This is a genomic window from Pseudomonas sp. NPDC087336, assembly GCF_044744285.1.
GTDB lineage: Bacteria > Pseudomonadota > Gammaproteobacteria > Pseudomonadales > Pseudomonadaceae > Aquipseudomonas.
The window spans coordinates 115,614-135,297 of record NZ_JBIUYA010000014.1 but is presented as its reverse complement, the minus strand read 5'-3'; the positions used below and the strand labels follow the sequence as shown (position 1 = coordinate 135,297).

Sequence of the window (19,684 nt, the reverse complement as noted above, 5' to 3'; positions counted from 1 at the left end):
TTGAGCCCCCAATATCAATGGGTAGAAAAAACCACACTGAACGACTGAAACTATCGGGGCGACTCCAAACATATAAGCACTACAGCCATAGAAGTACACCCCGAAACTTGTGTGCATTCATGAACAAACAAAACGCCTTACAATTCGCCCATCAAGTAACAATACCCAACACTTTCGCCTTGGCCACGGCTTGCGTTCTGCGCTCCACGCCCAACTTCCCGTTGATACGTCGCGCGTGGGTCTTGACCGTATGCAAGGAAATGAACAAAAGATCGGCAATCTGTTGATTGGAGTTGCCCTGCGCCACTAACTGCAGCACCTGTATTTCACGCTGGCTCAAGCGGTTTTGGGCTGCACCTGGCGCCTGGTGATCATCGCGCGATTCGGCCAGGCCAATGGCTTGCGGCAGCTGCGGCTGGCGCAACTGCAAATCGCGCAAGGCCTGTTGCAGGTTGCACCGCTCAACCAGTGTCAATCCTTGCGCCAGTGATTGCCGGGCAAGGTCCGGGTCGCCTTTAAGCCAGGCGACCTCAGCCAAGGCAAGATGCAATTGCGCTTGCAGTGCCGCCATCCCCCGCCGACTGGCCCGTTGCAGTTGGGCTTCAAGCCGCTCCAGAGGCGTTTGCGCCTGCCCCAGGTAAACCTCGGTCAGGACCAGCAGATACTCCAGGCCGTCGATCATCTCCAGCGTTGCCGGTGGGGCCTGTCGTGCAGCTGGGCCGTGATAGTGACGCAGCACCCGTGTCAGGGCCTGGTGAGCCAGTTCCGGTCGCCTTTGTTGCAGCCAGAAATGGATACTGGTGTGCAGCAAAACACCGCGATAGACCGTCTCGGGTATCCACCGTTGTTGCATCAATCGTTCGGCGTCACGCAGCCGGTCGAAAGCCTGGGCGTAATCCAGACGATTGGCCGCCAGTTGTGCCAACCCCAGAAAACCATACAGCGCTCGCTTGTCGTGGCTGCGCAAGCAGATCTGCAGGCCGCTCTCGAAGTGCAGGGCCGCCTGCTGCTCGCGCCCCAGACTCAAGTTCAATCGGCCACGACGCAGGGCGATCCGTCCCAACAGGGGTTCGGCATTCGAATGCTGCCGGCAGAGCAGACTGTGCATGTTGGCGAGCAGGTCTTCGGCCCTGCAGGAGGCTCCGCGCTGCTCGAGCAACTGGGCGTGATCGAGTTCCAGCAAGCCCTCGAATACCAGTGACCCTTGCGCCCGGGCGAGGCACAACGCTTCGCGGTTAAGCGCCTGTGCGACGTCAAGTTCGCCCCGCAGCAAGGCCTGTTGCGTCAAACCGGACAGGCACATCAGCCGGGCAGTCCAGCACTCGGGGTCGAGTTCGCCCAGCGCCTCGAGAAAGTGCGCCCGTGACGCGTCCATGCGCCCCTGCAAATGCAGCAGCCAACCTTGTTGAGCCTGCCAACGTGCGATCAATTGCCGTTGGAGGGTTGCCGACGGCTGGGGTGTGAAGCGTGACAACTGTTCGATGCATTCGTCCGCCTGCTCGAAGCGCCCGGCAAATAACAGGGCCGCGGTGATCAGCCCGACCAGTTGCGGCGAGCCGAACAGCAGTTCCTCGCCGCGTTGTTCGTGCAAACGCAGCAGCAGTACCACGGTCTGCTCTTCGAACAACTGCTCGAAACTGAAATGCTGCAACAGGCTGACCGCGACCTCGAACTCTTGCGCCAGCAAAGCCTGTTCGAACGCGGCCTTCCAGTCCTGTTCAGCGACGAACCACTGACAGGCACGACGATGCCAGGAGCGTGCGGCCGGCCATTGTTCATCGCGCATCAACAGGGCCAGTGGAGCGAAAATCTGCAACCAGTCTGTCGAGTCTTGCCAGGGTTCGATGAAACAGCCCAGCGTCTGCAATGCACTCAAGTATTGCGCGCCCTCGCCGGCGCCGAACAGGTGATCGCTGAGCCGGGCATTGAATCGCGGCAACAGCGCCAGCACCCGCCAGGCTTCGGCGAGTTCCGGTGTCAGGTTGGCGAAGAGTTCATGCTCGAGGTAGTCGTGCAGGGTATCCGGTCGACCGTTGAGCGTGTCTTGACGTGTCCAGTCGCATTTTTGCAGCAGCGCAATCCGCACCCCGGCGCACCAGCCACCACTGTGGCGCAAAATCCTCTCGGCACTTTTCGCGGCCTGGGCCGGTTCCAGGTGATGCAACAGCCTTTCGATTTCACCTTGATCGAACGCCAGCGCAGCGCACTCGCAATCATACAGTTCATCATCGAGCAGTAACCGTGGCCAGTTGCACTGCGGACGCCGCCGCCCACTCAGCCACCAGCTGACCATCGGGCTGCTGCCGGCCAGCAACCGGTCGAGCAACAGGTCCAGCTCCGGGTCAGGGACACGGCAATAGTCATCGATAAACAACCAGATGGCTGTCGGTAAACGCGCCAGATGCTCCAACAATTCGGACTCATCCGACGTTTTAAGTCCCAGCGTTTGCGCCAGGCGCTGGCAAAAGCCACCCACACTCATCGCTTCCCCCGCCAAGGGCAGCCAGCGGACCTCACAGTTTGCCGGCGCATTCAACATGCATTCTGCGAGCAGCGCACTCTTGCCACTGCCGGCCGGTGCACAGAGCAATTTCACCCGCGCCGTCGAAGTCAGCAGCGGCTCGACCAGACGCTCGCGGTACAGGTGATGGGGAGACAACCGGGGCAGGAGTCCAGGACGGTCCAGACACGTCGTCATGGCAGTCATAGTGGTGAGCCTTCGTTATTGTTGTGGCGCCACCCTAGCCCCCTGTCGTGCGCTTGTTGAAGAAGTATTCAACACACTTATCGAACCCTATAAAAAAGGTGACCGCGAGGTCACCTTTTTGTGTATCCGCTGTAGGAAACCTACCTCACACCTGTACTCCGTAGCGCCGCTGGCGTGTAGTCCCCAGCCTTGGCAGCGATGTTGAATTCGAAACTGCGCTTCTCCTCATTCTTCATCCCCAAGGCGATGTAACGACCGGCGATCAGGTCATACAGCGCTTCGACGGTGTAGGCCGGGACCTGATGATCGTAATAGAACTGCGCGTGTCCTTCGGCCACCCGCCAGAGCTGGCCACGACCGTCGTAGTGGTCGGCCAGGGCTACTTGCCAGGTGTCTTCGTCAATGTACATATGACGCTTGGCATACACATGCCGCTCATTGGGCTTGACCGTGGCAACGACCTCCCAAACCCGATGCAGCTCATAACGGGTCAGGTCCTGATTGATGTGCCCGGCCTTGATCACATCCGTGTACTTGAGGTCGGGCGAGTCAAGTTTGTAGCTGTTATAGGGGATGTACATTTCTTTCTTGCCGATCAGTTTCCAGTCATAGCGATCCGGCGCGCCAGAAAACATGTCGAAGTTGTCGGTGGTCCGCAGCCCGTCGGAGGAAGTACCGACGCCGTCATAGGCCACTTGAGGCGCCCGTCGAACCCGGCGCTGACCGGCGTTGTAGATCCAGGCCTTGCGTGGTTCCTGGACCTGGTCAAGGGTTTCGTGAACCAGCAGCACATTGCCCGCCAGGCGAGCCGGCGCGGTCACTTCCTGCTTGAAATAGTTGAGGACGTTTTCATCGCTGCCGGGCTTCAGGTCACCTAGCAGCGACGGCACCGCCACTTCGTCCTTGAAGCGGATGACGGTGAAATCACCGTTGGACTGCGGCGTGGCCTGGGTAATGGTGCGGCGCAGGTTGCCGCCGTGATAACGGGTGATGTGGTTCCAGATCACCTCGACGCCGTTCTTTGGAATCGGAAAGGCGTAGTAGCGATTGCCGGTGAAATTGGCCAGGCCGTTACCGTCGTTGGTGGGTGTTACATTCAGTGCGCTGCGCTTGGCCGCTTCATAAACGTCCGGGGGCAGCGCCGCTGTGCGATGGCTTGGATAGACCGGAATCTTGTAAGTCTCGGGGTAGCGCTTGAACATCGCGACCTGGCCATCGGACAGCTTGTCCTTGTACTGATCCACCGTCGCCGCGGTGATGATGAACAAGGGTTTTTCATTGGCGAACGGGTCGGCCAAAAAGCCTTTGCTGTCCACCGCACCCGCATTTTTTGCAATGCCGCCGGTCCACGGCGGAATCGAGCCCGCGGCATTGCCGGCCTTCTCGGCGCCCAGCGGTGTAAGGCTGGTACCGAGCTTGTTCGCTTCATCGGCCGATACCGCCGCCATCACGTTGACGGCCAACAGACTCAAGGCCAGGGCGGTGCCCATTTGCAGAATCATCTTGCGCATCGAATTCATCCTCTTTCAGCCAGGTCAGAAGTTCACGCCAAAGCTCAACGCCACGAAATCGCGGTCTTCGAGCACGTTGTAGTCACCCCCGAAGAAGTCGGTGTAACTGAGGCTTGCGGTATAGGTGTTGCGGTAGTCCGCATCGACGCCGAGGCTGACGGCCTTGGCACCTTCGTTGAACAGCCCGTTGGGGCCATAGCCGGCGACGTCGTGGGACCACGACAGGTTGGGACGGAAATTGATCCCGGCGATGACGTTGTTGTAATCGAGGATGGCGCGGGCGCGATAACCCCAGGAAGTCGAGGTCACAAAACCATCGGTATCGCCGCCGAAACCGTATTGCCCGTACACCGAGTCCCGGCCGTAGTGCAACTTGCTGCGCGACTCCAGGCCGCCGACGTGAACCACTGCGGCTTCACCCACCAGGGTCAGGCGATCTGCGCCCGCGACCTGATCGACGAAGTGCGTCAGGGTGCTCTGGACCTGGGTCACTTCCTTGCGGCGGTAGCCTGTGTTGTCGGCGCCAGGCGAAGTCGCAATCGGCGATGCCGCGCCACCGGCGATCGGGTTGAGCATCGCCAGGGTCAGGTCGTTGGTATTGATCTGCACAGGCGCGTTGGGGCGATAGCTGATCTCGCCGGTCCACGCCGTGCCGGTGGACAAGGTGGTGGAGAAACTCGCGCCATACAGGCGAATATCTTCCGGGTATTCAAGGTAATACTGGCCGCGACCGAGCATCACGCTTTGCGCCAGGCCTGAGCCGCTACCGGGAGCGATCCGGTTGGCGGCCGCGACAATTGCGGGAATGCTCGCCAGCGTGGACAGGCCGGCCGTCGTGGTGCCGACGTTGGGCGTACGACTGTGGTAGTTCATGAAATACAGACCGTACTCGGTGTCATCCCCCAGCCAGCGCAGCGCGGTCCCCCACTGCCCGGAATCCCGGGCATCGCGGTCTTGACCGCGAGGAACGACCACGCCTTCACGGGTGACCTCGAAGCCCTGGCCAAAGGCAGCGGCGATCGGCTGCAATGGCGCAATGGCCGGGCTGGCCACGGTGTAGCCCTTGTTACAACCATCGGCCACCACGTCGACGCCGAAGAAGGTGCCGCAGTTGTCGACGACGGTCTGGTCCCACTCCAGTTGGTAGAAGCCTTCCACCGTCAACTTGTCCGTCAGGCCCTGGGAGGCGAACAGCATGTTGACCGGAATCAGGCCCTCCTTGATCTCCGCACCGGGACGGCGGAAGGCGGACACGTCGACCGGGTTGATGCTGTTGATCGAGTTGCCGATGAAAGTGCTTTCACCCCAACTGACCACCTGCTTGCCGGCGCGCACCGTGCCCGGCAGGTCGGCGATGGAGTAGTTGTGATAGACGAAGGCGTCGAGGATTTGCCCACCCGACGACTTCGCTCCCTCCTTACGATTGTGATCGCTGATGGGCTTGAAAGGCCGGTCTTCGTCCTTCAATTCGAAGTCGTACCAGTACTTGCCACGGACGAACATACCGGTGTCGCCGTACTTCAGCTCGAGGTCGTGAATGCCCTTGAAGATCTTCGAGAAGGTTTCACCCTTGCCGAAATTCTGCCGCCCGTCGTCACCGGTCGACGCCTGCCCGCTGCCACCGTTGACGATGCCGACCAAGGCATCATCGGCATCACGCATGCCCCAGCTCGCACCGACCGACAACGAAGAGTCGAACGTGCCCTCGATTTCCCCAATGTTGAATGAAAGCGCCTGCGCCTGGGCACAGCACCCCAAGGCCACCGCAACGGCCAACGCCTGCGGTGTGAAGATGGCGCGCATTGTTGTTTTTGTCATGCGTCTTCCCCGGTGAGTGACAGAAGGCCACACCCTACTGCCGCACGCCGGGGTCGATAAGCGCACCAAGGAGGTATTCGTGGTGTCGCTCCAAAGGATGACTGCCTGCGTGGAACGGGGGATTACGCGGGGGCATAGATGCACTGGATGTGGCGGCATCAATTGCAAACATGGTCTACGCTGCTGCCAGGCAGGACTGTTGCGCCAGAGGTAACGGTGCATCTCAGTGATCGCTATTTTTCCTTTGCCGGCAAAGTCTTATTCTTGCCTTGCGCTTTGGGGAAAACAGCCGCAAAGCGCCAGGCAACGAAAGGCTTTGCGCCTTCGCCGTTCGCGACAGATTTCAGATGATTTGAACGTATCGAGTCATCACCCCGTGTACATCGACGTTGATTTGTAGCTCCTGGATCCAACGTCTTCTTTGGCCGCTGCGTTTGCAGCGGCCTTTTTTATGGGCGGTGGTTTTTGCGGTAGCGACCAATCCACTTATAGTTGAAAACACGTCCTACAAAATACTCCCTATAACTGCATAAGAAATTTCTTTTAATGCGAGGGAATTTCCTGCTTGCGCACCTAATACAGCGAAACCCCTTTCAACTTCATATGTAACAGCTCACAACCACCTCAGACCCGTCCCAAACATTCCTGACGTAGCATTATTCGGCAGCATCTATTAATCACGCACAAGGAAGATCAACCAATGTCAGAGAAACAAGGACCACCGTTGCCCCTGCCGCCAATTGACATCCGAGTAGATGAAGATGGCAGAATTATAGAAGCAACAACTTATATAGAAGCACGACCAATGCCAGGGAAAAATCCTCAAAGTGGTGGTTTTCGCATTCCACCAACACGAGCTGGAGGAATGGGCTCTGGGATTACAAATACAGAAGGACTAAGGCGCGAAACCCGGGACAATATTAAAGCTACGGAAAACGCCGTTAAAGCTGCCTATACGGTTAATTCCGCAAATTCAGGAGTAGCAATCGAGGCTGACCTGGCGAACCTGAGAGCCCAGTTCCCGGCCGCAGTATCGACAACCGCACAGGCATACCAGCACGAACTGAACATCAGAAACATTCTAACCCAGCAGAAGACGACTGAACTGCACACGCAGACGTCACTTGCCGACTCCTTTTACGGGCTCAGCCCACTCAATACAACCATTGGTGATTACCTTGCCAGAGCTCAAGCTTTGGATGGGGCAGTAACGCCCTATGGCCCTGCCTATTCAAAATGGGTTGCATCTTTTAAAGCTGGCTACTCCGCAAAGCTGCTGACAGAGCACATTCAACTTTTGAATAGTCAGCAGGTACACGTACAGAATCTACTTGCTGGTGCGCAAGCAGAAGAACGCCGGGTTGCCGCGGAACAGGCAGCACAACGTGTAGCGGCGGAACAGGCACGCATCAGGGCACAAGCTGAAGCACTGGCCCATGCGCAAGAGCAGGCGCGGTTAGCGGCACTGGCAGAAGCCGAGCGAGTGGCCGCCGAGCAGGCGCGGATTGCCGCTGAGGCTGCCACACGCTACATCGCAGCTGAACAGGCTCGTCTGGAAGCCGAGGCCGAGGTTCAACGGCAAGCCGAGCAGTTGCGGCTCGAAAATCAACGGAAAGCGGAGGAGCAAGCGCTCCGAGATGCAATGGCGGCTCTTGACGCCGCTAAGGGCAGTCGTGCGTTTCGAGTATCGGGCGCGGCGGCGGCAAGCGGTCCGGTGTTCACCGTTGCAGCAGGAACCCTGGCAGTCGATGCGGTCACCAACCTCGCGATCAGGACTGCTCTGCGTTCGGCCGCAGCCACTGCAATCACGGCGTTGGCAGCAGCCGTCGGGACAGCGTCAGGCGTCGTGATAGTCGTTGGCGTCGCAGCGCTTGTTTATTACGCGCTACGCGACAACAAAGCGCCTTCCGTCTTGAGCGTGCCGCTCTCGGATCTAACGACCTACGACGTCGATGCACTGCATGCCATCGCCCAGGCCAATGGGGAGATCGAACTGCCGGTCGCGATCGGCTCCCGGTCTGTGGATAACACCACAGAGTTTTCCGTCGCAGCCACCAATGGCACCTCGGTGTCGCGCAAAGTACCGGTGCGTTTCGCGACCTACGATCCGGCTCTGAATGTTTACAGGAGCGAGAGCCCGACCGCCCAGTCGCCCGGCATGACATGGACGCCAATTGTCAGCCCGGGCGATGCATCAACAGCTCTTCCTGCGGCACAACCGGACGTCGCGCCCTACACCGGCGCTACCGCAACCGCCCTCGAAGGAAGGATCGACGAAAACCCGGAGCTGGATCTCTATAGCTTCGGTGGCTTCGTCTATGTATTTCCGATTGACTCGGGTATTCCGCCTCAGTTTGTGATGCTCAGGGATCGGCGGAGCGAGCCTGGTGTATCTAACGGTTCAGGACAGTTAGTATCTGGAAATTGGATGGGGACTGCCTCAATGCCCGAAGGTGCGCCGATTCCCGCGCAGATTGCAGATAAGCTCCGAGGACGGAGATTTTCGACATTTAACAATTTCCGCAGCGAATTTTGGAAAGCTGTGAGTAACGATGAGCTATTGAACGGCCAGTTTACAAAACTGAGGCAAATGGACATGAAACAGGGTCTCGCCCCAGCCGCCTCTCCTCAAGATCAAGTGGGTAAGAGAATCAAGTACGAAATCCACCATATCATCCCAATCGCGGAAGGCGGCGAAGTCTACGACATGGACAACCTTCAAATAATGACACCCAAATCGCACATCCAAACTCACACAAAGGCAAAAGGAGTGAAAGAATGACTCTTAAGAGCAAACTGGAAGAATACACAGAAGCCGAATACATGGCTCTGGTCGAACGTTTGTTCGAAGGTAATTACGCTTCTGAAGAAGAACACGATGCAATTGTTGAGAATATTGTTACCACCTCAGAGCATCCCGATGGCACAGGAATTTTGTATGACCCTAGAGAGGGCATTGAGGACAGCCCGAAAGGTGTGATAAATGCAATAAAGCAGTGGCGACTAGATAACGGAAAAACCGGATTCAAAGCCGGATAACACACGTAAAAAAAGGGAGCAAGCACTCAAACTTGCCTCCCTTTTTCAATTTCTTACAACGAATATTTCTGCAAATTCCCCATCATCTCCTTCAGCGCCTCAATGTTGTCCTTCGGATGCGCCGCGTCCTCGAAATCACAAATCTGCTGCCAATGCGCCGCCACATCTTCCGGCGAGAACCCCACCCGTGGATCGAACCCGGCGCCGAGGCTGCGTTCCCAGCGCACCTTGCCCATCCAGCCGCCGCCCACTTCGAACAGCCCGGAGGTTTCCTGGCAGTTTTCGCTCGCCAGGTACACCACCAGTGGGCTGACCAGTTCCGGTTTGAGTTGTTCGAACACTTGCGGCGGGATCAGGCCTTCGGTCATGCGGGTGCCGCCGGTGGGGGCGATTGCGTTGACCAGGATGTTGTTCTTGCGGCCTTCGATGGCCAGGGTGCGGGTCAGGCCGTAGAGGCCGAGCTTGGCCATGCCGTAGTTGGACTGGCCGAAGTTGCCGTAGATGCCGGAGGTGGACGCGGTGAAGATCACCCGCCCGTAGTTTTGCTCGCGCAGGTGCGGCCAGGCGGCGCGGGTGACTTTGTAGGCGCCTTCGACGTGGACGCGGTAAACCAGGTCCCAGTCGGCGTCTTCCATTTTGTGGAAGGTCTTGTCGCGCAGGATGCCGGCATTATTGACCACCACATCGACGCGGCCGAAGGCGTCGAGGGCGTGTTGGACGATCTTGTCGCCGTCGGTGACCGAGTCATGGTTGGCCACGGCGGTGCCGCCCGCGTCGCGAATTTCGTTGACCACGCGGTCTGCCGCCGAGGCATTGGCGCCTTCGCCCTGGGTCGAGCCACCGAGGTCGTTGACCAGAACCTTGGCGCCCTGCTTGGCGAACAGCAGTGCGTGCGCCCGTCCCAGGCCGCCACCCGCACCGGTGATGATCACGACTTTATCTTCGAAACGCACAGACTCATTCATGGGGAACTCCAGCAGGCCAGGGACATTGCCTTGGAGTTTCAGGCACAGCGCTACGGGTCACAATGAACAGGGGGGAGGCTGAATGGTGTGCGATAAGGCTGGGGGATGATGAGCACGAGGCGGCCTGTTGTTTGTTTACCGCGTGCATATCCATTGCTGCGGTAACGGCCACCTATGGTTTCGCTCTTACAGCGAGTCACTTGGAAAAGCCCCAAGTAACCAAGGGCTCTTGCCCCTGGCGTTCGGCCTCTCGAGGGGGCCAAAGCGAGGCGGCCTGCCGGCCGGCCTGATCTCAGGTGAAAGCGATCCCCCTGTGGGAGCTGGCTTGCCAGCGATAGCACCCGGAAGGGCGGCGCCATGCTCAAGGACGCCTTCGCCGGCATGCCCGGCTCCTACGAACAAGCCACCTTGAGCGGCGGTGAGGTCGTTCGGTCGCGGAATGCCAGGTAGTGCTTAAGCACCTGGCACGGCGCTTCGATCTGTGGGTAATGGCCGATGTCGCTGAGCAGGATCGCGTCCGGGTTGGGTATGAGCTCACGGTAACGCGCGACCATGTGGGCACCGGAGACCGGGTCAACCTCGCCATCGATCACCCGCAGCGGCACTTCGCCACGCTGCATCGCGCCAACCCAACGCTCGCGCTGGGTTCGCCGCTCGGGGATGTAGGCAATCAATTTATGCATGACCCGTGGCCCGTGATTGCTTTCGACCAGGCTCCAGAAATCATCCATCTGGCTCTCGCTGGGACGAGTCTGCGGGCCGAAGATCTGGCGGAAACTCTTCACCAGGCCATCGCGACTGAAAGCACGGCCAATCATCCACCCCAGCGGGCTGAGCAGGAGTTTTTGCATCAGCACCGCGCGATGGGTTTCGGGGAACAGCCCGCCATTGAGGAACACGCAACTGGCGAGGTCGATGCGCGCTTCGTAATGCCGGGCCAGCAGTTCCTGGGCCACGCTGTCGCCGTAGTCATGGGCAAGCAGGTGCAATGGCTGCTCGACCTTCAGGTGTGCCAACAACTCCTGTTGCAGATCGGCCTGCTCCAGCAGGCTGTACTCGTGATCCACCGGTTTGGCCGAGTCGCCGAAGCCGAGCATGTCGCAGGCAATCACCCGATAGCGCTGGGCCAACGGTTGCCAAAGGTAATGCCAGTCCCAACTGGCGCTCGGGAAGCCATGGATGAGCAACAACGGCTCACCCTGCCCCGCCGTCCAGTAACGGATGGCTTGGCCACGGAACATGAAAGTCTGGCTGCGCTTGCGCCAGACACTCAGGGGAATCTCGGCGAGCTGCATTAGAGTTTATACCCCGGGTCCAGTTTATCGAGCTTGCGCAGCAGCGCTGGCCAGGCCAGCGCTCCGCCCATTCCTTGAGCACTTTTGGTGACGCCGGCGATCATCGCCTTGGCCCCCGCCAGAATCTGCGGTTCGATGGCAATCAGTTCGGCGCCACCGTTCTGCGCCATGACCTGGATGTCGCAGGCGCGTTGAAAGATAAACATCATCAGGAAGGTGTCGGCGATGCTGCCACCGCAGGTCAGCAGACCGTGGTTGTGCAGCATCAGGAAATTGTTGGCGCCGAGGTCGGCTTGCAGTCGTGCCTTTTCCTCGTGATTGAGCGCAACACCTTCGTAGGCGTGATACGCCAGGCTCGACAGGACAAACAGCGACTGCTGGCTGATCGGTAAGATGCCTTGTCGCTGCGCCGACACCGCCACGCCCGAAGCCGTATGGGTGTGCAGCACGCACACGACATCGTGGCGAACCTCATGCACCGCACTATGGATGGTGTATCCCGCCGGGTTGATCTCGTAGGGACTGTCCATCAACTTGTTGCCCGTCTGATCGACCTTGACCAGGCTCGACGCGGTTATTTCGTCAAACATCAAGCCGTAGGGGTTGATCAGAAAGTCTTCGGTGCCCGGCACCTTGGCGGAGATGTGGGTGAATATCAGATCATCCCAGCCATGCTGGGCGACCAGGCGGTAGCAGGCAGCCAGGTCGACGCGGGTCTGCCACTCGGCAGCGCTGACCTGGTCTTTGACACTGGAGGAGGACTGGACGGGGGCTACGCTCACGGCAAGGAACCTCGGTTTTTATTATGGAGTGTTTCCAATGACTACCGAGTCTAGTCACCCTCCGAGGTTCGCGTAGTTGCATTGGCAGCCAGCTTGATGGCCGAGCGAGTCAGCGGCTCGAAGAGTCGGGATCCATGGCCTGGCTGCCAGTCGCACCAGCGTTGTCGATCAGCCTCGCAGAGCGTCGACCAGTTCTGTCAGCCAGGGCTCGGCATCCGTTTCCGGGGTCACGCTTTCACTGGCATCCAGGCGCAGCATCGGCAGGACTTCGCGAACACCCAGCTCACCGAACAACTCCCGCATCAGTTCGCCACCGCCGCAAAAGGTATCGCCATAGCTCGCATCGCCCAGGCCGATCACGGCCCCCGGCAAGCCTCGCCAGGCAGCGGGCAACAGGTCGCGAATCGTCGAGTACAGGGGTTGCAGGTTGTCCGGTAGCTCGCCCATGCCGGTGGTCGAGGTGACCGCCAGCAAGGCCCCGGGACCGAAGGCCTGAAGATCGGCAAGGCTTGCCCGGGGGTTGTGGAAGGTTTCGAAACCGGCGTTTTTCAAAATACTGGCGGCGTGGCGGGCAACTTCTTCAGCCGTACCGTACACCGAGCCGGAAATGATGGCGACTTTCATCAATCTGATCCTGAAGCTGAGTAAAAGACCAGGATATTAACAGCACGGTCTGCATTGTTCTTTTAGAATCCCACAGACAACCAACAAGGAAGGGTTTCACCGATGATCAACGCGAAACTGCTGCAGCTGGCGATCAATGCCTCCAACGACGGTATCGTGATTGCCGAAAAGGAAGGCGATCAAGACAAGATCCTGATTTACGTCAACCCCGCGTTCGAACGCCTGACCGGTTACACCAGCGAAGAAATTCTCTACCAGGACTGCCGCTTCCTGCAGTCAGGCGACCGCGACCAGGATGCCTTGTCGAAGATTCGCGACGCACTGAACAGTGAAGGCGCCTGCCGGGAAATCTTGCGCAATTATCGCAAGGATGGCACACCGTTCTGGAACGAACTGTCGCTTTCGACGGTGAAAAGTCCGAGTGACGGGCAGGTTTATTTCATCGGCGTGCAGAAGGACGTGACTATCCAGGTCAAAGCGCAACTGCGAGTGGTGCAGCTCGAAGCGCAATTGGCCGAGGTCCAGGCAGAACTCGATGCGCTCAAAGCGACGAACGGCAAAAACAAAACCGCGAATTAATTGTCATTAACTACAATCACCAGTGCCTCTGTAACTAAATCTTTCGAGCTCACCATGCAACGCGACGCGCTCCTGACCCAGGATGAGCTGGATTTCATCCAGACCATGCAACACAACCCGCAGCTGAATGTGCGGGATGCGACGTCGAGCCTGCTCGTCAATGGTGGATCGCAGATCCGTGACCTGCTTACGCGCCTGGCCGCGCATGAGCAAGTGACCCTTCAAGCCAACTTCGAAAACCAGCAAATGACTTTCCCCCTGCACCTGGTGGAAGACGAGTTTCATGCCATGCACCTGCGCCTGGGCGTGCCCAGCATTTATGAGGGCGGGCCATCGGTACGGCCATGGCGGTTGGTGCTCGACGAGCCAGTGGCGCTGGAAAACGCCAAGGGCCAACCCGGCACCCTGTGGGTGCACGAGGTATCGTTCAAAGGGGTTTTGTTGGAGATTCGCAACAAGACCAAGGCGCCCAAGCATTTCGCCTTGTGGTTCAGCCCCTCAGGCTATGAGCGAATCGCCTTGCGCGGGACCCTCGAAAAAGAAACCGAACAGGGTTTCTATGCCTATCAGTTGAGCCAGAACGACCTGGACGAAACCGAGCGCCTGCGTCAGTTCATCCTGCAACAGCATCGCTTGACCCATCCCCACCTGCACCTCTGAACCCCCTGAACATCAGGTATCCAGGCTGCCGGCCAGAAACTGATTCAGGCGCTGACGCATCACCACACCCTCGTTGCCCAGGCAGCCGATCGGGGACCCGGCAAGGCTTTCCTGCGCCAAGTCACAAGCCTCACCGGCCAGCAACAAGGGGCAATCCAGGCTCATCGCCAAGCGATTCAGGCGCCGGGGCAAGTCAGGGGCAGGGACGTGGTTGGAAAACAGCACCAGCGCCCGGGGCTTGATCCGCTCGCAGACCAGAGTCAGTTCGTCGAACGGTTGCCCGGTGGTCAGCACCCGCACCCCCATTTGATCATTGGCCAGGAACAGGGCGGCGATCAACAACTCAAGTTCGCGACACTGGCCTGCCAAGGCGCTGACGATGACTCGTCTGGGGTGTCGGTCACGGATCAGCAGCAGGCGCTGCACCACCCGCGAACGCAGGAAACCATCGAGGAACAACCATTCGCTGGCCCGGCCAAACGTATCCTGGCGCTGCAGCAATTGCCTCCACAGCGGAAGCAGGATGTCCTGGAAAACCACCGACTGGGAGTAGCTGGAAAAAATCTGCCCGTAGATCTGCTCCAGCCGGATGTCGTCAAACGCACTGACCGCGGCCGCAAGCTGTTGCTGCCACTGTGCATAATCGGCCTGCACCAGATCGCTGGGGATGATGTGCGCCAGTGCCTGTAACGGCGCTGCCTTGGCCAGGATCTTGGCGATCTTGCTGACCGCTACACCGCGTTCGATCCAGTTGAGGATGCTGCGGACCCGCTCGATGTCGGTCAACGAATACAGGCGATGCCCACTTTCGGTGCGAGTGGGCACGATCAAGCCATAACGTCGCTCCCACGCGCGAAGCGTGACCGGGTTCACACCGGTCAGGCGCGCCACTTCGCGTATCGGAAAAAGCTCTTCCCGTTCCAGGGAAAGCGCTGGTGAGACACTCGGGCCCACGTCAGTCAAGACAGGCATTGATAAACCTACATCCATGTGTTGTGTTCAAATCCTATTGTACCTCCGCTACACCTCGATGATTCAAGACATTGATTGTTACCAAGGTCACTAACGTCGCAGGTAGAATCAGGAATAATACTTGCTTGTCCCAAGATGCAGCCCACCACCCCGGCGCTGCGCCTGGCGAAACTCCTACCCGGAGCGACGCATTTGTTTACGGAGATACATGATGTCTACCTCCCCCGTCACGCTGATGGTTGCGCGTCGCGTCGCCGATGGGCGCTATCAGGACCTGATGGTCTGGCTGCGCGAAGGCGAACAACTGGCCACCGACTTCCCCGGTTACCTGGGCTCCGGCGTGCTCGCTCCGCCGCCAGATGATAACGAATTCCAGATCATTTTCCGCTTTGCCGACGAGCCGACACTGCACGCCTGGGAACATTCCGCTTCGCGTACTGCCTGGCTGGCCCGTGGCAGCGATTTGTTCGCCCACCCGACGGAACATCGGGTCAGCGGCATCGAAGGCTGGTTCGGCGCGGCGGGACAGCGCCCACCACGCTGGAAACAGGCCGTTGCGATCTGGCTCGCGTTCTTTCCGGTGTCCCTGCTGTTCAATTTTGTGCTTGGGCCATTGCTTGGCGAGATGACGTTATTGCCTCGCGTGCTGATCAGCACCCTGTGCCTGACACCGTTGATGGTCTACTTCTTCATACCGCTGTCGACATACCTGCTTGCAAGCTGGCTGAACAGTGCGCCCGCACGGCCAGTGCCCGCGCAACCGACTACCCAAAACCTGTAGGCTCACGGCTCGTCGCTGGTATAGTTTTGCTCTTACCGCGACGCGAGCCGTTCATGACCTCTTCCGCAGCCCCCATTCTGATCACCGGTGCCGGCCAGCGTGTCGGCCTGCATTGCGCGCAGCGATTGCTCGAAGACGGCCATCGCGTGATTTTCAGTTACCGCAGCGAACGTCCAGGCGTACAAACCCTGCGCGACCTGGGGGCCATTGGGCTGTTCGCGGACTTCTCCAGCGAAGCCGGGATCCTCACCTTCATCAGTGAACTGAAAACACACACCGACAGCCTGCGGGCGATTATCCATAACGCCTCCGAATGGCTGGCCGAAACCCCAGGCACCGACGCCACGGCTTTCACCCGCATGTTCAACGTGCACATGCTGGCGCCCTACCTGATCAACCTGCATTGCGCCGACCTGCTCGAACGCTCGAGCCCCGCCGACATCGTGCACATCAGCGATGACGTGACCCGCAAGGGCAGCAGCCGGCACATCGGCTACTGTGCCAGCAAAGCCGGGCTCGACAGCCTGACCCTGTCCTTCGCCGCCCGATACGCACCCGGCATCAAGGTCAACGGAATCGCGCCCGCCCTGCTACTGTTCAATGCCGACGACGATGCCGCCTATCGCGCCAAGGTACTGGCCAAATCCGCGCTAGGCATCGAACCCGGCAGCGAAGTGATCTACCAGAGCCTGCGTTATTTGCTCGATAACCCTTATGTCACCGGCACGACCCTGACCGTCAACGGCGGAAGGCACATCAAATAAGTGTCCCTGAGGATCTTCCATGACGCTTTCCCTACCCCAGAACCGCCTGTCACAGAACTATCGCGAGATCCTCATCGGTCTCGGTGAAAACCCCGACCGCGAAGGCCTGCGTGACACGCCGCTGCGCGCGGCAAAGGCCATGCAGTACCTGTGTCACGGTTACGAGCAGAGTGTCGAGGAAATCATCAACGGCGCCTTGTTCGCTTCCGACAACGATGAAATGGTGATCGTCGACAACATCGAACTCTATTCACTTTGCGAACATCACCTGCTGCCCTTCATCGGCAAGGCGCATGTGGCTTATATTCCAACGGGCAAGGTGCTGGGCCTGTCGAAGATTGCGCGGCTGGTGGACATGTTCGCCCGTCGCCTGCAGATCCAGGAAAACCTCACCCGGCAAATCGCCGACGCCGTGCAAGAGGTGACCGGCGCGGCAGGCGTCGCCGTGGTCATCGAAGCGCAGCACATGTGCATGATGATGCGCGGCGTCGAGAAACAGAATTCGACCATGAACACCTCGGTGATGCTCGGCGCCTTCCGCGATTCGAGCAACACCCGCCAGGAGTTCCTGCAATTGATTGGACGGAGCAAGTAGCAATGCCACAACTTCAACCAGGCATGGCGCGCATCCGGGTCAAGGACCTGTGCCTGCGCACCTACATTGGCATCAACGAAGACGAGATCCTCAACAAGCAGGATGTGTTGATCAACCTGACCATCCTCTATGCCGCCCAGGAAGCGGTGCGCGACAACGATATCGATCACGCGCTGAACTACCGCACCATCACCAAGGCGATCATCGCGCACGTGGAAGGCAATCGCTTCGCCCTGCTCGAACGCCTGACCCAGGAGCTGCTGGACCTGGTCATGGCCAACGATTCGGTGCTGTACGCCGAAGTCGAAGTCGACAAGCCCCACGCCCTGCGATTCGCCGAGTCGGTGTCGATAACGCTTGCAGCGAGTCGGGCTACTGCGTAACAGCTACAAGCTTCAAGCGCCAAGCTGTAAACTTCACCGCACCGCCAACCATCTTGCAGCTTGAAGCTTGCCGCTTGAAGCTGTCTTGCAGAGACCCCCATGACCGATCAAGAACGCCTTGAGCTCGAAGCCGCCGCCTTCCGCCGGCTGGTGGCCCACCTGGACAGCCGCAAGGATGTACAGAACATCGACCTGATGAACCTCTCCGGTTTCTGTCGCAACTGCCTGTCCAAGTGGTACAAGGCAGCAGCCGATGAACGCCAGATCGAGGTCAGCCTCGATGAAGCCCGCGAAGTGGTCTACGGCATGCCCTATGCCGAGTGGAAAGCCCAATTTCAGCAAGAAGCCAGCGCCGAACAACAAGCGGCGTTCGCCAAAGGAAAACCCAATGAGTGATTTGAACACCCTGCGCGCCAGCCTCAAGAGCGGCGAACACGCCTTCGCCGATACCCTGGCGTTCATCGCCGCCGGTTATGACTACCAGCCTCAGGCCTTCAACAATGGCGGCGTGGAAAACGCCGCCGGGCAGAACGAAGGTTCGTGCAAGACCCTGGGCCTGGCCCTGCTGGAAGGCCTGAGCGATGAAGAAGCGCTGCTGGCATTCGGCGAGCATTACCGTTCGGTGCTGGCCACGCCTGAAGGCAGCGATCACGGCAATATCCGTGCGTTGATCGCCCATGGCCTGGCGGGCGTAAAGTTCACCCAGCAACCCCTGACCCGCCGATAACCGAGATCCTGTAGGAGCCGGCTTGCCGGCGAAAGGTCCATTGAGTCTTGCGTCATTCTTGCGGACGCCTTCGCTGGCAAGCCAGCTCCTACAGATTCAACCGTGCTTGAAACCACTTCCCGACTTTAAAGATTAACCCGGCGACTTTATTTCGTTTGCCGGGCACCGCTGCTCCCGGCTTAGATAAAAAGAAGCCTTCCTTCTTCCGAGCCGGTCAGCCATGCGCAGCGAAACCATCAGTCAGTCGATCAATATCGTTCACCCTGTCACCCTCAGCCACGGCAGAAACGCCGAGGTCTGGGACACCGATGGCAAACGTTACATCGACTTTGTCGGCGGTATCGGTGTATTGAACCTCGGCCATTGCCATCCACGCATCGTCGACGCCATCCGCGAACAAGCCACCCGGCTGACCCACTACGCCTTCAATGCCGCGCCCCATACCCCCTATCTTGATCTCATGGATCGCCTGACGGCATTCATTCCGGTGGATTACCCGGTCAGCGGCATGCTCACCAACAGCGGCGCAGAAGCGGCGGAGAATGCGCTGAAGATCGTCCGTGGCGCTACAGGCCGCACAGCCGTCATCGCCTTCGATGGCGCCTTCCACGGTCGAACGCTGGCCACCCTCAACCTCAATGGCAAGGTTGCGCCATACAAACAGAAAATCGGTGTACTGCCAGGGCCGGTGTATCACCTGCCGTTCCCCAGCCGGGACAACGGCGTGACCTGTGTCGAGGCCCTTAAAGCCATGGAGCGTCTATTCAGCGTCGAGATCGACGTCGAGGACGTGGCCTGCTTTATCGTCGAACCGGTGCAGGGCGAAGCGGGTTTCCTGGCCATGGATGTCGAGTTCGCCCAGGCGCTGCGCACGTTTTGCGACGAAAAAGGCATTGTGCTGATCGCCGATGAAATCCAGTCTGGCTTCGGCCGCACTGGCCAGCGGTTTGCGTTCTCGCGACTGGGCATCGAACCGGACCTGATCCTGCTGGGCAAAAGCATCGCTGGCGGCGTTCCACTGGGCGCGGTGGTCGGGCGCAAGTCGTTGTTGGACAACTTGCCCAAGGGTGGGCTCGGCGGCACTTACTCCGGCAACCCGATCGCCTGCGCCGCCGCGCTCGCGACCCTGGACGAAATGACCGACGCCAATCTGCAAGCCTGGGGTTCGCAACAGGAGGAAGCGATTGTCAGTCGCTACGAAACCTGGCGCGCGAACAGCCTGTCGCCGTACCTGGGTCGCTTGACGGGCGTGGGTGCGATGCGCGGTATCGAGTTGATCAAGGCCGACGGCACACCGGCTTCGGCGCAGTTGACGCAACTGCTGGCCCTGGCCCGGGACGCCGGGTTGTTGCTGATGCCCAGCGGCAAATCGCGCCACATCATTCGGCTGTTGGCGCCGTTGACGACCCAGACGACGGTGCTGGAGGAAGGTCTCGACATCCTTGAAGCGTGCCTGCAGAAATTAACCTGATCCACCGCTCC

The 19,684-nt window shown here is 59.2% G+C and carries 19 protein-coding genes; 11 read left to right on the top strand and 8 right to left on the bottom strand.

Going from position 1 to position 19,684, the window contains the following annotated elements; translation table 11 throughout:
- Positions 1-151: 151 nt before the first annotated feature.
- The 3 genes from ACIO0C_RS16325 to ACIO0C_RS16315 form a co-directional block, all read right to left on the bottom strand.
- A complete protein-coding gene (locus tag ACIO0C_RS16325) occupies positions 152-2,707 on the bottom strand; it encodes a LuxR C-terminal-related transcriptional regulator (RefSeq protein WP_401313731.1) in 2,556 nt (851 codons plus the stop codon).
- Between the two features lie 140 nt (positions 2,708-2,847).
- On the bottom strand, positions 2,848-4,218 hold the full coding sequence (locus ACIO0C_RS16320; RefSeq protein ID WP_401313729.1) for a DUF1329 domain-containing protein: 1,371 nt from the start codon (positions 4,216-4,218) through the stop codon (positions 2,848-2,850).
- Between the two features lie 24 nt (positions 4,219-4,242).
- Positions 4,243-6,036, bottom strand: a complete 1,794-nt coding sequence (locus ACIO0C_RS16315; protein ID WP_401313727.1) for a DUF1302 domain-containing protein — start codon at positions 6,034-6,036, stop codon at positions 4,243-4,245.
- Positions 6,037-6,736: 700 nt separating this feature from the next.
- On the opposite strand from ACIO0C_RS16315, the gene ACIO0C_RS16310 reads away from it, so the two are divergent.
- Both ACIO0C_RS16310 and ACIO0C_RS16305 read left to right on the top strand, forming a co-directional pair.
- Complete coding sequence (locus ACIO0C_RS16310; RefSeq protein WP_401313725.1) at positions 6,737-8,818, top strand: S-type pyocin domain-containing protein; 2,082 nt, start codon at positions 6,737-6,739, stop codon at positions 8,816-8,818.
- On the top strand, positions 8,815-9,075 hold the full coding sequence (locus ACIO0C_RS16305; protein WP_401313724.1) for a bacteriocin immunity protein: 261 nt from the start codon (positions 8,815-8,817) through the stop codon (positions 9,073-9,075). The genes ACIO0C_RS16310 and ACIO0C_RS16305 overlap by 4 nt, the downstream gene beginning before the upstream one ends.
- Before the next feature lie 53 nt (positions 9,076-9,128).
- On the opposite strand, the gene ACIO0C_RS16300 is transcribed toward ACIO0C_RS16305, so the two are convergent.
- The 4 genes from ACIO0C_RS16300 to ACIO0C_RS16285 all read right to left on the bottom strand — a co-directional run bounded on the left by ACIO0C_RS16300 (position 9,129) and on the right by ACIO0C_RS16285 (position 12,741).
- Entirely contained in the window at positions 9,129-10,040 is a 912-nt protein-coding gene (locus ACIO0C_RS16300) for an SDR family oxidoreductase (protein WP_401313722.1), read from the bottom strand.
- A 392-nt stretch (positions 10,041-10,432) separates the two neighbouring features.
- Positions 10,433-11,335, bottom strand: a complete 903-nt coding sequence (locus ACIO0C_RS16295) for an alpha/beta fold hydrolase (protein ID WP_401313721.1) — start codon at positions 11,333-11,335, stop codon at positions 10,433-10,435.
- Positions 11,335-12,117: a class II aldolase/adducin family protein gene (locus ACIO0C_RS16290; RefSeq protein WP_401313719.1), complete on the bottom strand. Its 783-nt coding sequence runs from the start codon at positions 12,115-12,117 to the stop codon at positions 11,335-11,337. The genes ACIO0C_RS16295 and ACIO0C_RS16290 overlap by 1 nt, the downstream gene beginning before the upstream one ends.
- 168 nt (positions 12,118-12,285) lie before the next feature.
- Positions 12,286-12,741, bottom strand: a complete 456-nt coding sequence (locus ACIO0C_RS16285; RefSeq protein WP_401313718.1) for a flavodoxin — start codon at positions 12,739-12,741, stop codon at positions 12,286-12,288.
- A 102-nt stretch (positions 12,742-12,843) separates the two neighbouring features.
- Here ACIO0C_RS16285 and ACIO0C_RS16280 point away from each other — a divergent pair, with 102 nt between their 5' ends.
- A complete protein-coding gene (locus ACIO0C_RS16280; RefSeq protein WP_401313716.1) occupies positions 12,844-13,320 on the top strand; it encodes a PAS domain-containing protein in 477 nt (158 codons plus the stop codon).
- A 54-nt stretch (positions 13,321-13,374) separates the two neighbouring features.
- The gene (locus ACIO0C_RS16275) at positions 13,375-13,980 is read left to right on the top strand and encodes a hypothetical protein (RefSeq protein ID WP_401313714.1); all 606 of its coding nucleotides are present in this window, start codon (positions 13,375-13,377) and stop codon (positions 13,978-13,980) included.
- Between the two features lie 12 nt (positions 13,981-13,992).
- Here the strand turns inward: ACIO0C_RS16275 and ACIO0C_RS16270 are convergent, their stop codons facing one another.
- Positions 13,993-14,952, bottom strand: a complete 960-nt coding sequence (locus ACIO0C_RS16270; protein ID WP_401313713.1) for a MerR family transcriptional regulator — start codon at positions 14,950-14,952, stop codon at positions 13,993-13,995.
- Positions 14,953-15,163: 211 nt separating this feature from the next.
- Between ACIO0C_RS16270 and ACIO0C_RS16265 the strand changes: the two genes are divergently transcribed.
- From ACIO0C_RS16265 to ACIO0C_RS16235, 7 genes are all read left to right on the top strand, one after another.
- Positions 15,164-15,733 (top strand): antibiotic biosynthesis monooxygenase, encoded by a 570-nt coding sequence (locus tag ACIO0C_RS16265; RefSeq protein WP_401313711.1) that lies wholly within the window; start codon positions 15,164-15,166, stop codon positions 15,731-15,733.
- 53 nt (positions 15,734-15,786) lie between these two features.
- Entirely contained in the window at positions 15,787-16,497 is a 711-nt protein-coding gene (gene folM / locus ACIO0C_RS16260) for a dihydromonapterin reductase (protein ID WP_401313709.1), read from the top strand.
- A 19-nt stretch (positions 16,498-16,516) separates the two neighbouring features.
- Positions 16,517-17,092: a GTP cyclohydrolase I FolE gene (gene folE, locus ACIO0C_RS16255; RefSeq protein ID WP_401313707.1), complete on the top strand. Its 576-nt coding sequence runs from the start codon at positions 16,517-16,519 to the stop codon at positions 17,090-17,092.
- Positions 17,093-17,094: 2 nt separating this feature from the next.
- Positions 17,095-17,475, top strand: a complete 381-nt coding sequence (folX, locus tag ACIO0C_RS16250; protein ID WP_401313706.1) for a dihydroneopterin triphosphate 2'-epimerase — start codon at positions 17,095-17,097, stop codon at positions 17,473-17,475.
- Positions 17,476-17,574: 99 nt separating this feature from the next.
- Positions 17,575-17,871 (top strand): DUF1244 domain-containing protein, encoded by a 297-nt coding sequence (locus ACIO0C_RS16245; protein ID WP_046820524.1) that lies wholly within the window; start codon positions 17,575-17,577, stop codon positions 17,869-17,871.
- The gene (locus ACIO0C_RS16240; protein WP_401313704.1) at positions 17,864-18,202 is read left to right on the top strand and encodes a HopJ type III effector protein; all 339 of its coding nucleotides are present in this window, start codon (positions 17,864-17,866) and stop codon (positions 18,200-18,202) included. The genes ACIO0C_RS16245 and ACIO0C_RS16240 overlap by 8 nt, the downstream gene beginning before the upstream one ends.
- 220 nt (positions 18,203-18,422) lie before the next feature.
- On the top strand, positions 18,423-19,673 hold the full coding sequence (locus ACIO0C_RS16235) for an aspartate aminotransferase family protein (protein ID WP_401313703.1): 1,251 nt from the start codon (positions 18,423-18,425) through the stop codon (positions 19,671-19,673).
- Positions 19,674-19,684: the final 11 nt, after the last annotated feature.

Coding starts and splice junctions, on each gene's coding strand:
- ACIO0C_RS16325 (WP_401313731.1), bottom strand. CDS start 2,707: ATGACTGCCATGACGACGTGTCTGGACCGTCCTGGACTCCTGCCCCGG.
- ACIO0C_RS16320 (WP_401313729.1), bottom strand. CDS start 4,218: ATGCGCAAGATGATTCTGCAAATGGGCACCGCCCTGGCCTTGAGTCTG.
- ACIO0C_RS16315 (WP_401313727.1), bottom strand. CDS start 6,036: ATGACAAAAACAACAATGCGCGCCATCTTCACACCGCAGGCGTTGGCC.
- ACIO0C_RS16310 (WP_401313725.1), top strand. CDS start 6,737: ATGTCAGAGAAACAAGGACCACCGTTGCCCCTGCCGCCAATTGACATC.
- ACIO0C_RS16305 (WP_401313724.1), top strand. CDS start 8,815: ATGACTCTTAAGAGCAAACTGGAAGAATACACAGAAGCCGAATACATG.
- ACIO0C_RS16300 (WP_401313722.1), bottom strand. CDS start 10,040: ATGAATGAGTCTGTGCGTTTCGAAGATAAAGTCGTGATCATCACCGGT.
- ACIO0C_RS16295 (WP_401313721.1), bottom strand. CDS start 11,335: ATGCAGCTCGCCGAGATTCCCCTGAGTGTCTGGCGCAAGCGCAGCCAG.
- ACIO0C_RS16285 (WP_401313718.1), bottom strand. CDS start 12,741: ATGAAAGTCGCCATCATTTCCGGCTCGGTGTACGGTACGGCTGAAGAA.
- ACIO0C_RS16280 (WP_401313716.1), top strand. CDS start 12,844: ATGATCAACGCGAAACTGCTGCAGCTGGCGATCAATGCCTCCAACGAC.
- ACIO0C_RS16275 (WP_401313714.1), top strand. CDS start 13,375: ATGCAACGCGACGCGCTCCTGACCCAGGATGAGCTGGATTTCATCCAG.
- ACIO0C_RS16270 (WP_401313713.1), bottom strand. CDS start 14,952: ATGCCTGTCTTGACTGACGTGGGCCCGAGTGTCTCACCAGCGCTTTCC.
- ACIO0C_RS16265 (WP_401313711.1), top strand. CDS start 15,164: ATGTCTACCTCCCCCGTCACGCTGATGGTTGCGCGTCGCGTCGCCGAT.
- folM (WP_401313709.1), top strand. CDS start 15,787: ATGACCTCTTCCGCAGCCCCCATTCTGATCACCGGTGCCGGCCAGCGT.
- folE (WP_401313707.1), top strand. CDS start 16,517: ATGACGCTTTCCCTACCCCAGAACCGCCTGTCACAGAACTATCGCGAG.
- folX (WP_401313706.1), top strand. CDS start 17,095: ATGCCACAACTTCAACCAGGCATGGCGCGCATCCGGGTCAAGGACCTG.
- ACIO0C_RS16245 (WP_046820524.1), top strand. CDS start 17,575: ATGACCGATCAAGAACGCCTTGAGCTCGAAGCCGCCGCCTTCCGCCGG.
- ACIO0C_RS16240 (WP_401313704.1), top strand. CDS start 17,864: ATGAGTGATTTGAACACCCTGCGCGCCAGCCTCAAGAGCGGCGAACAC.
- ACIO0C_RS16235 (WP_401313703.1), top strand. CDS start 18,423: ATGCGCAGCGAAACCATCAGTCAGTCGATCAATATCGTTCACCCTGTC.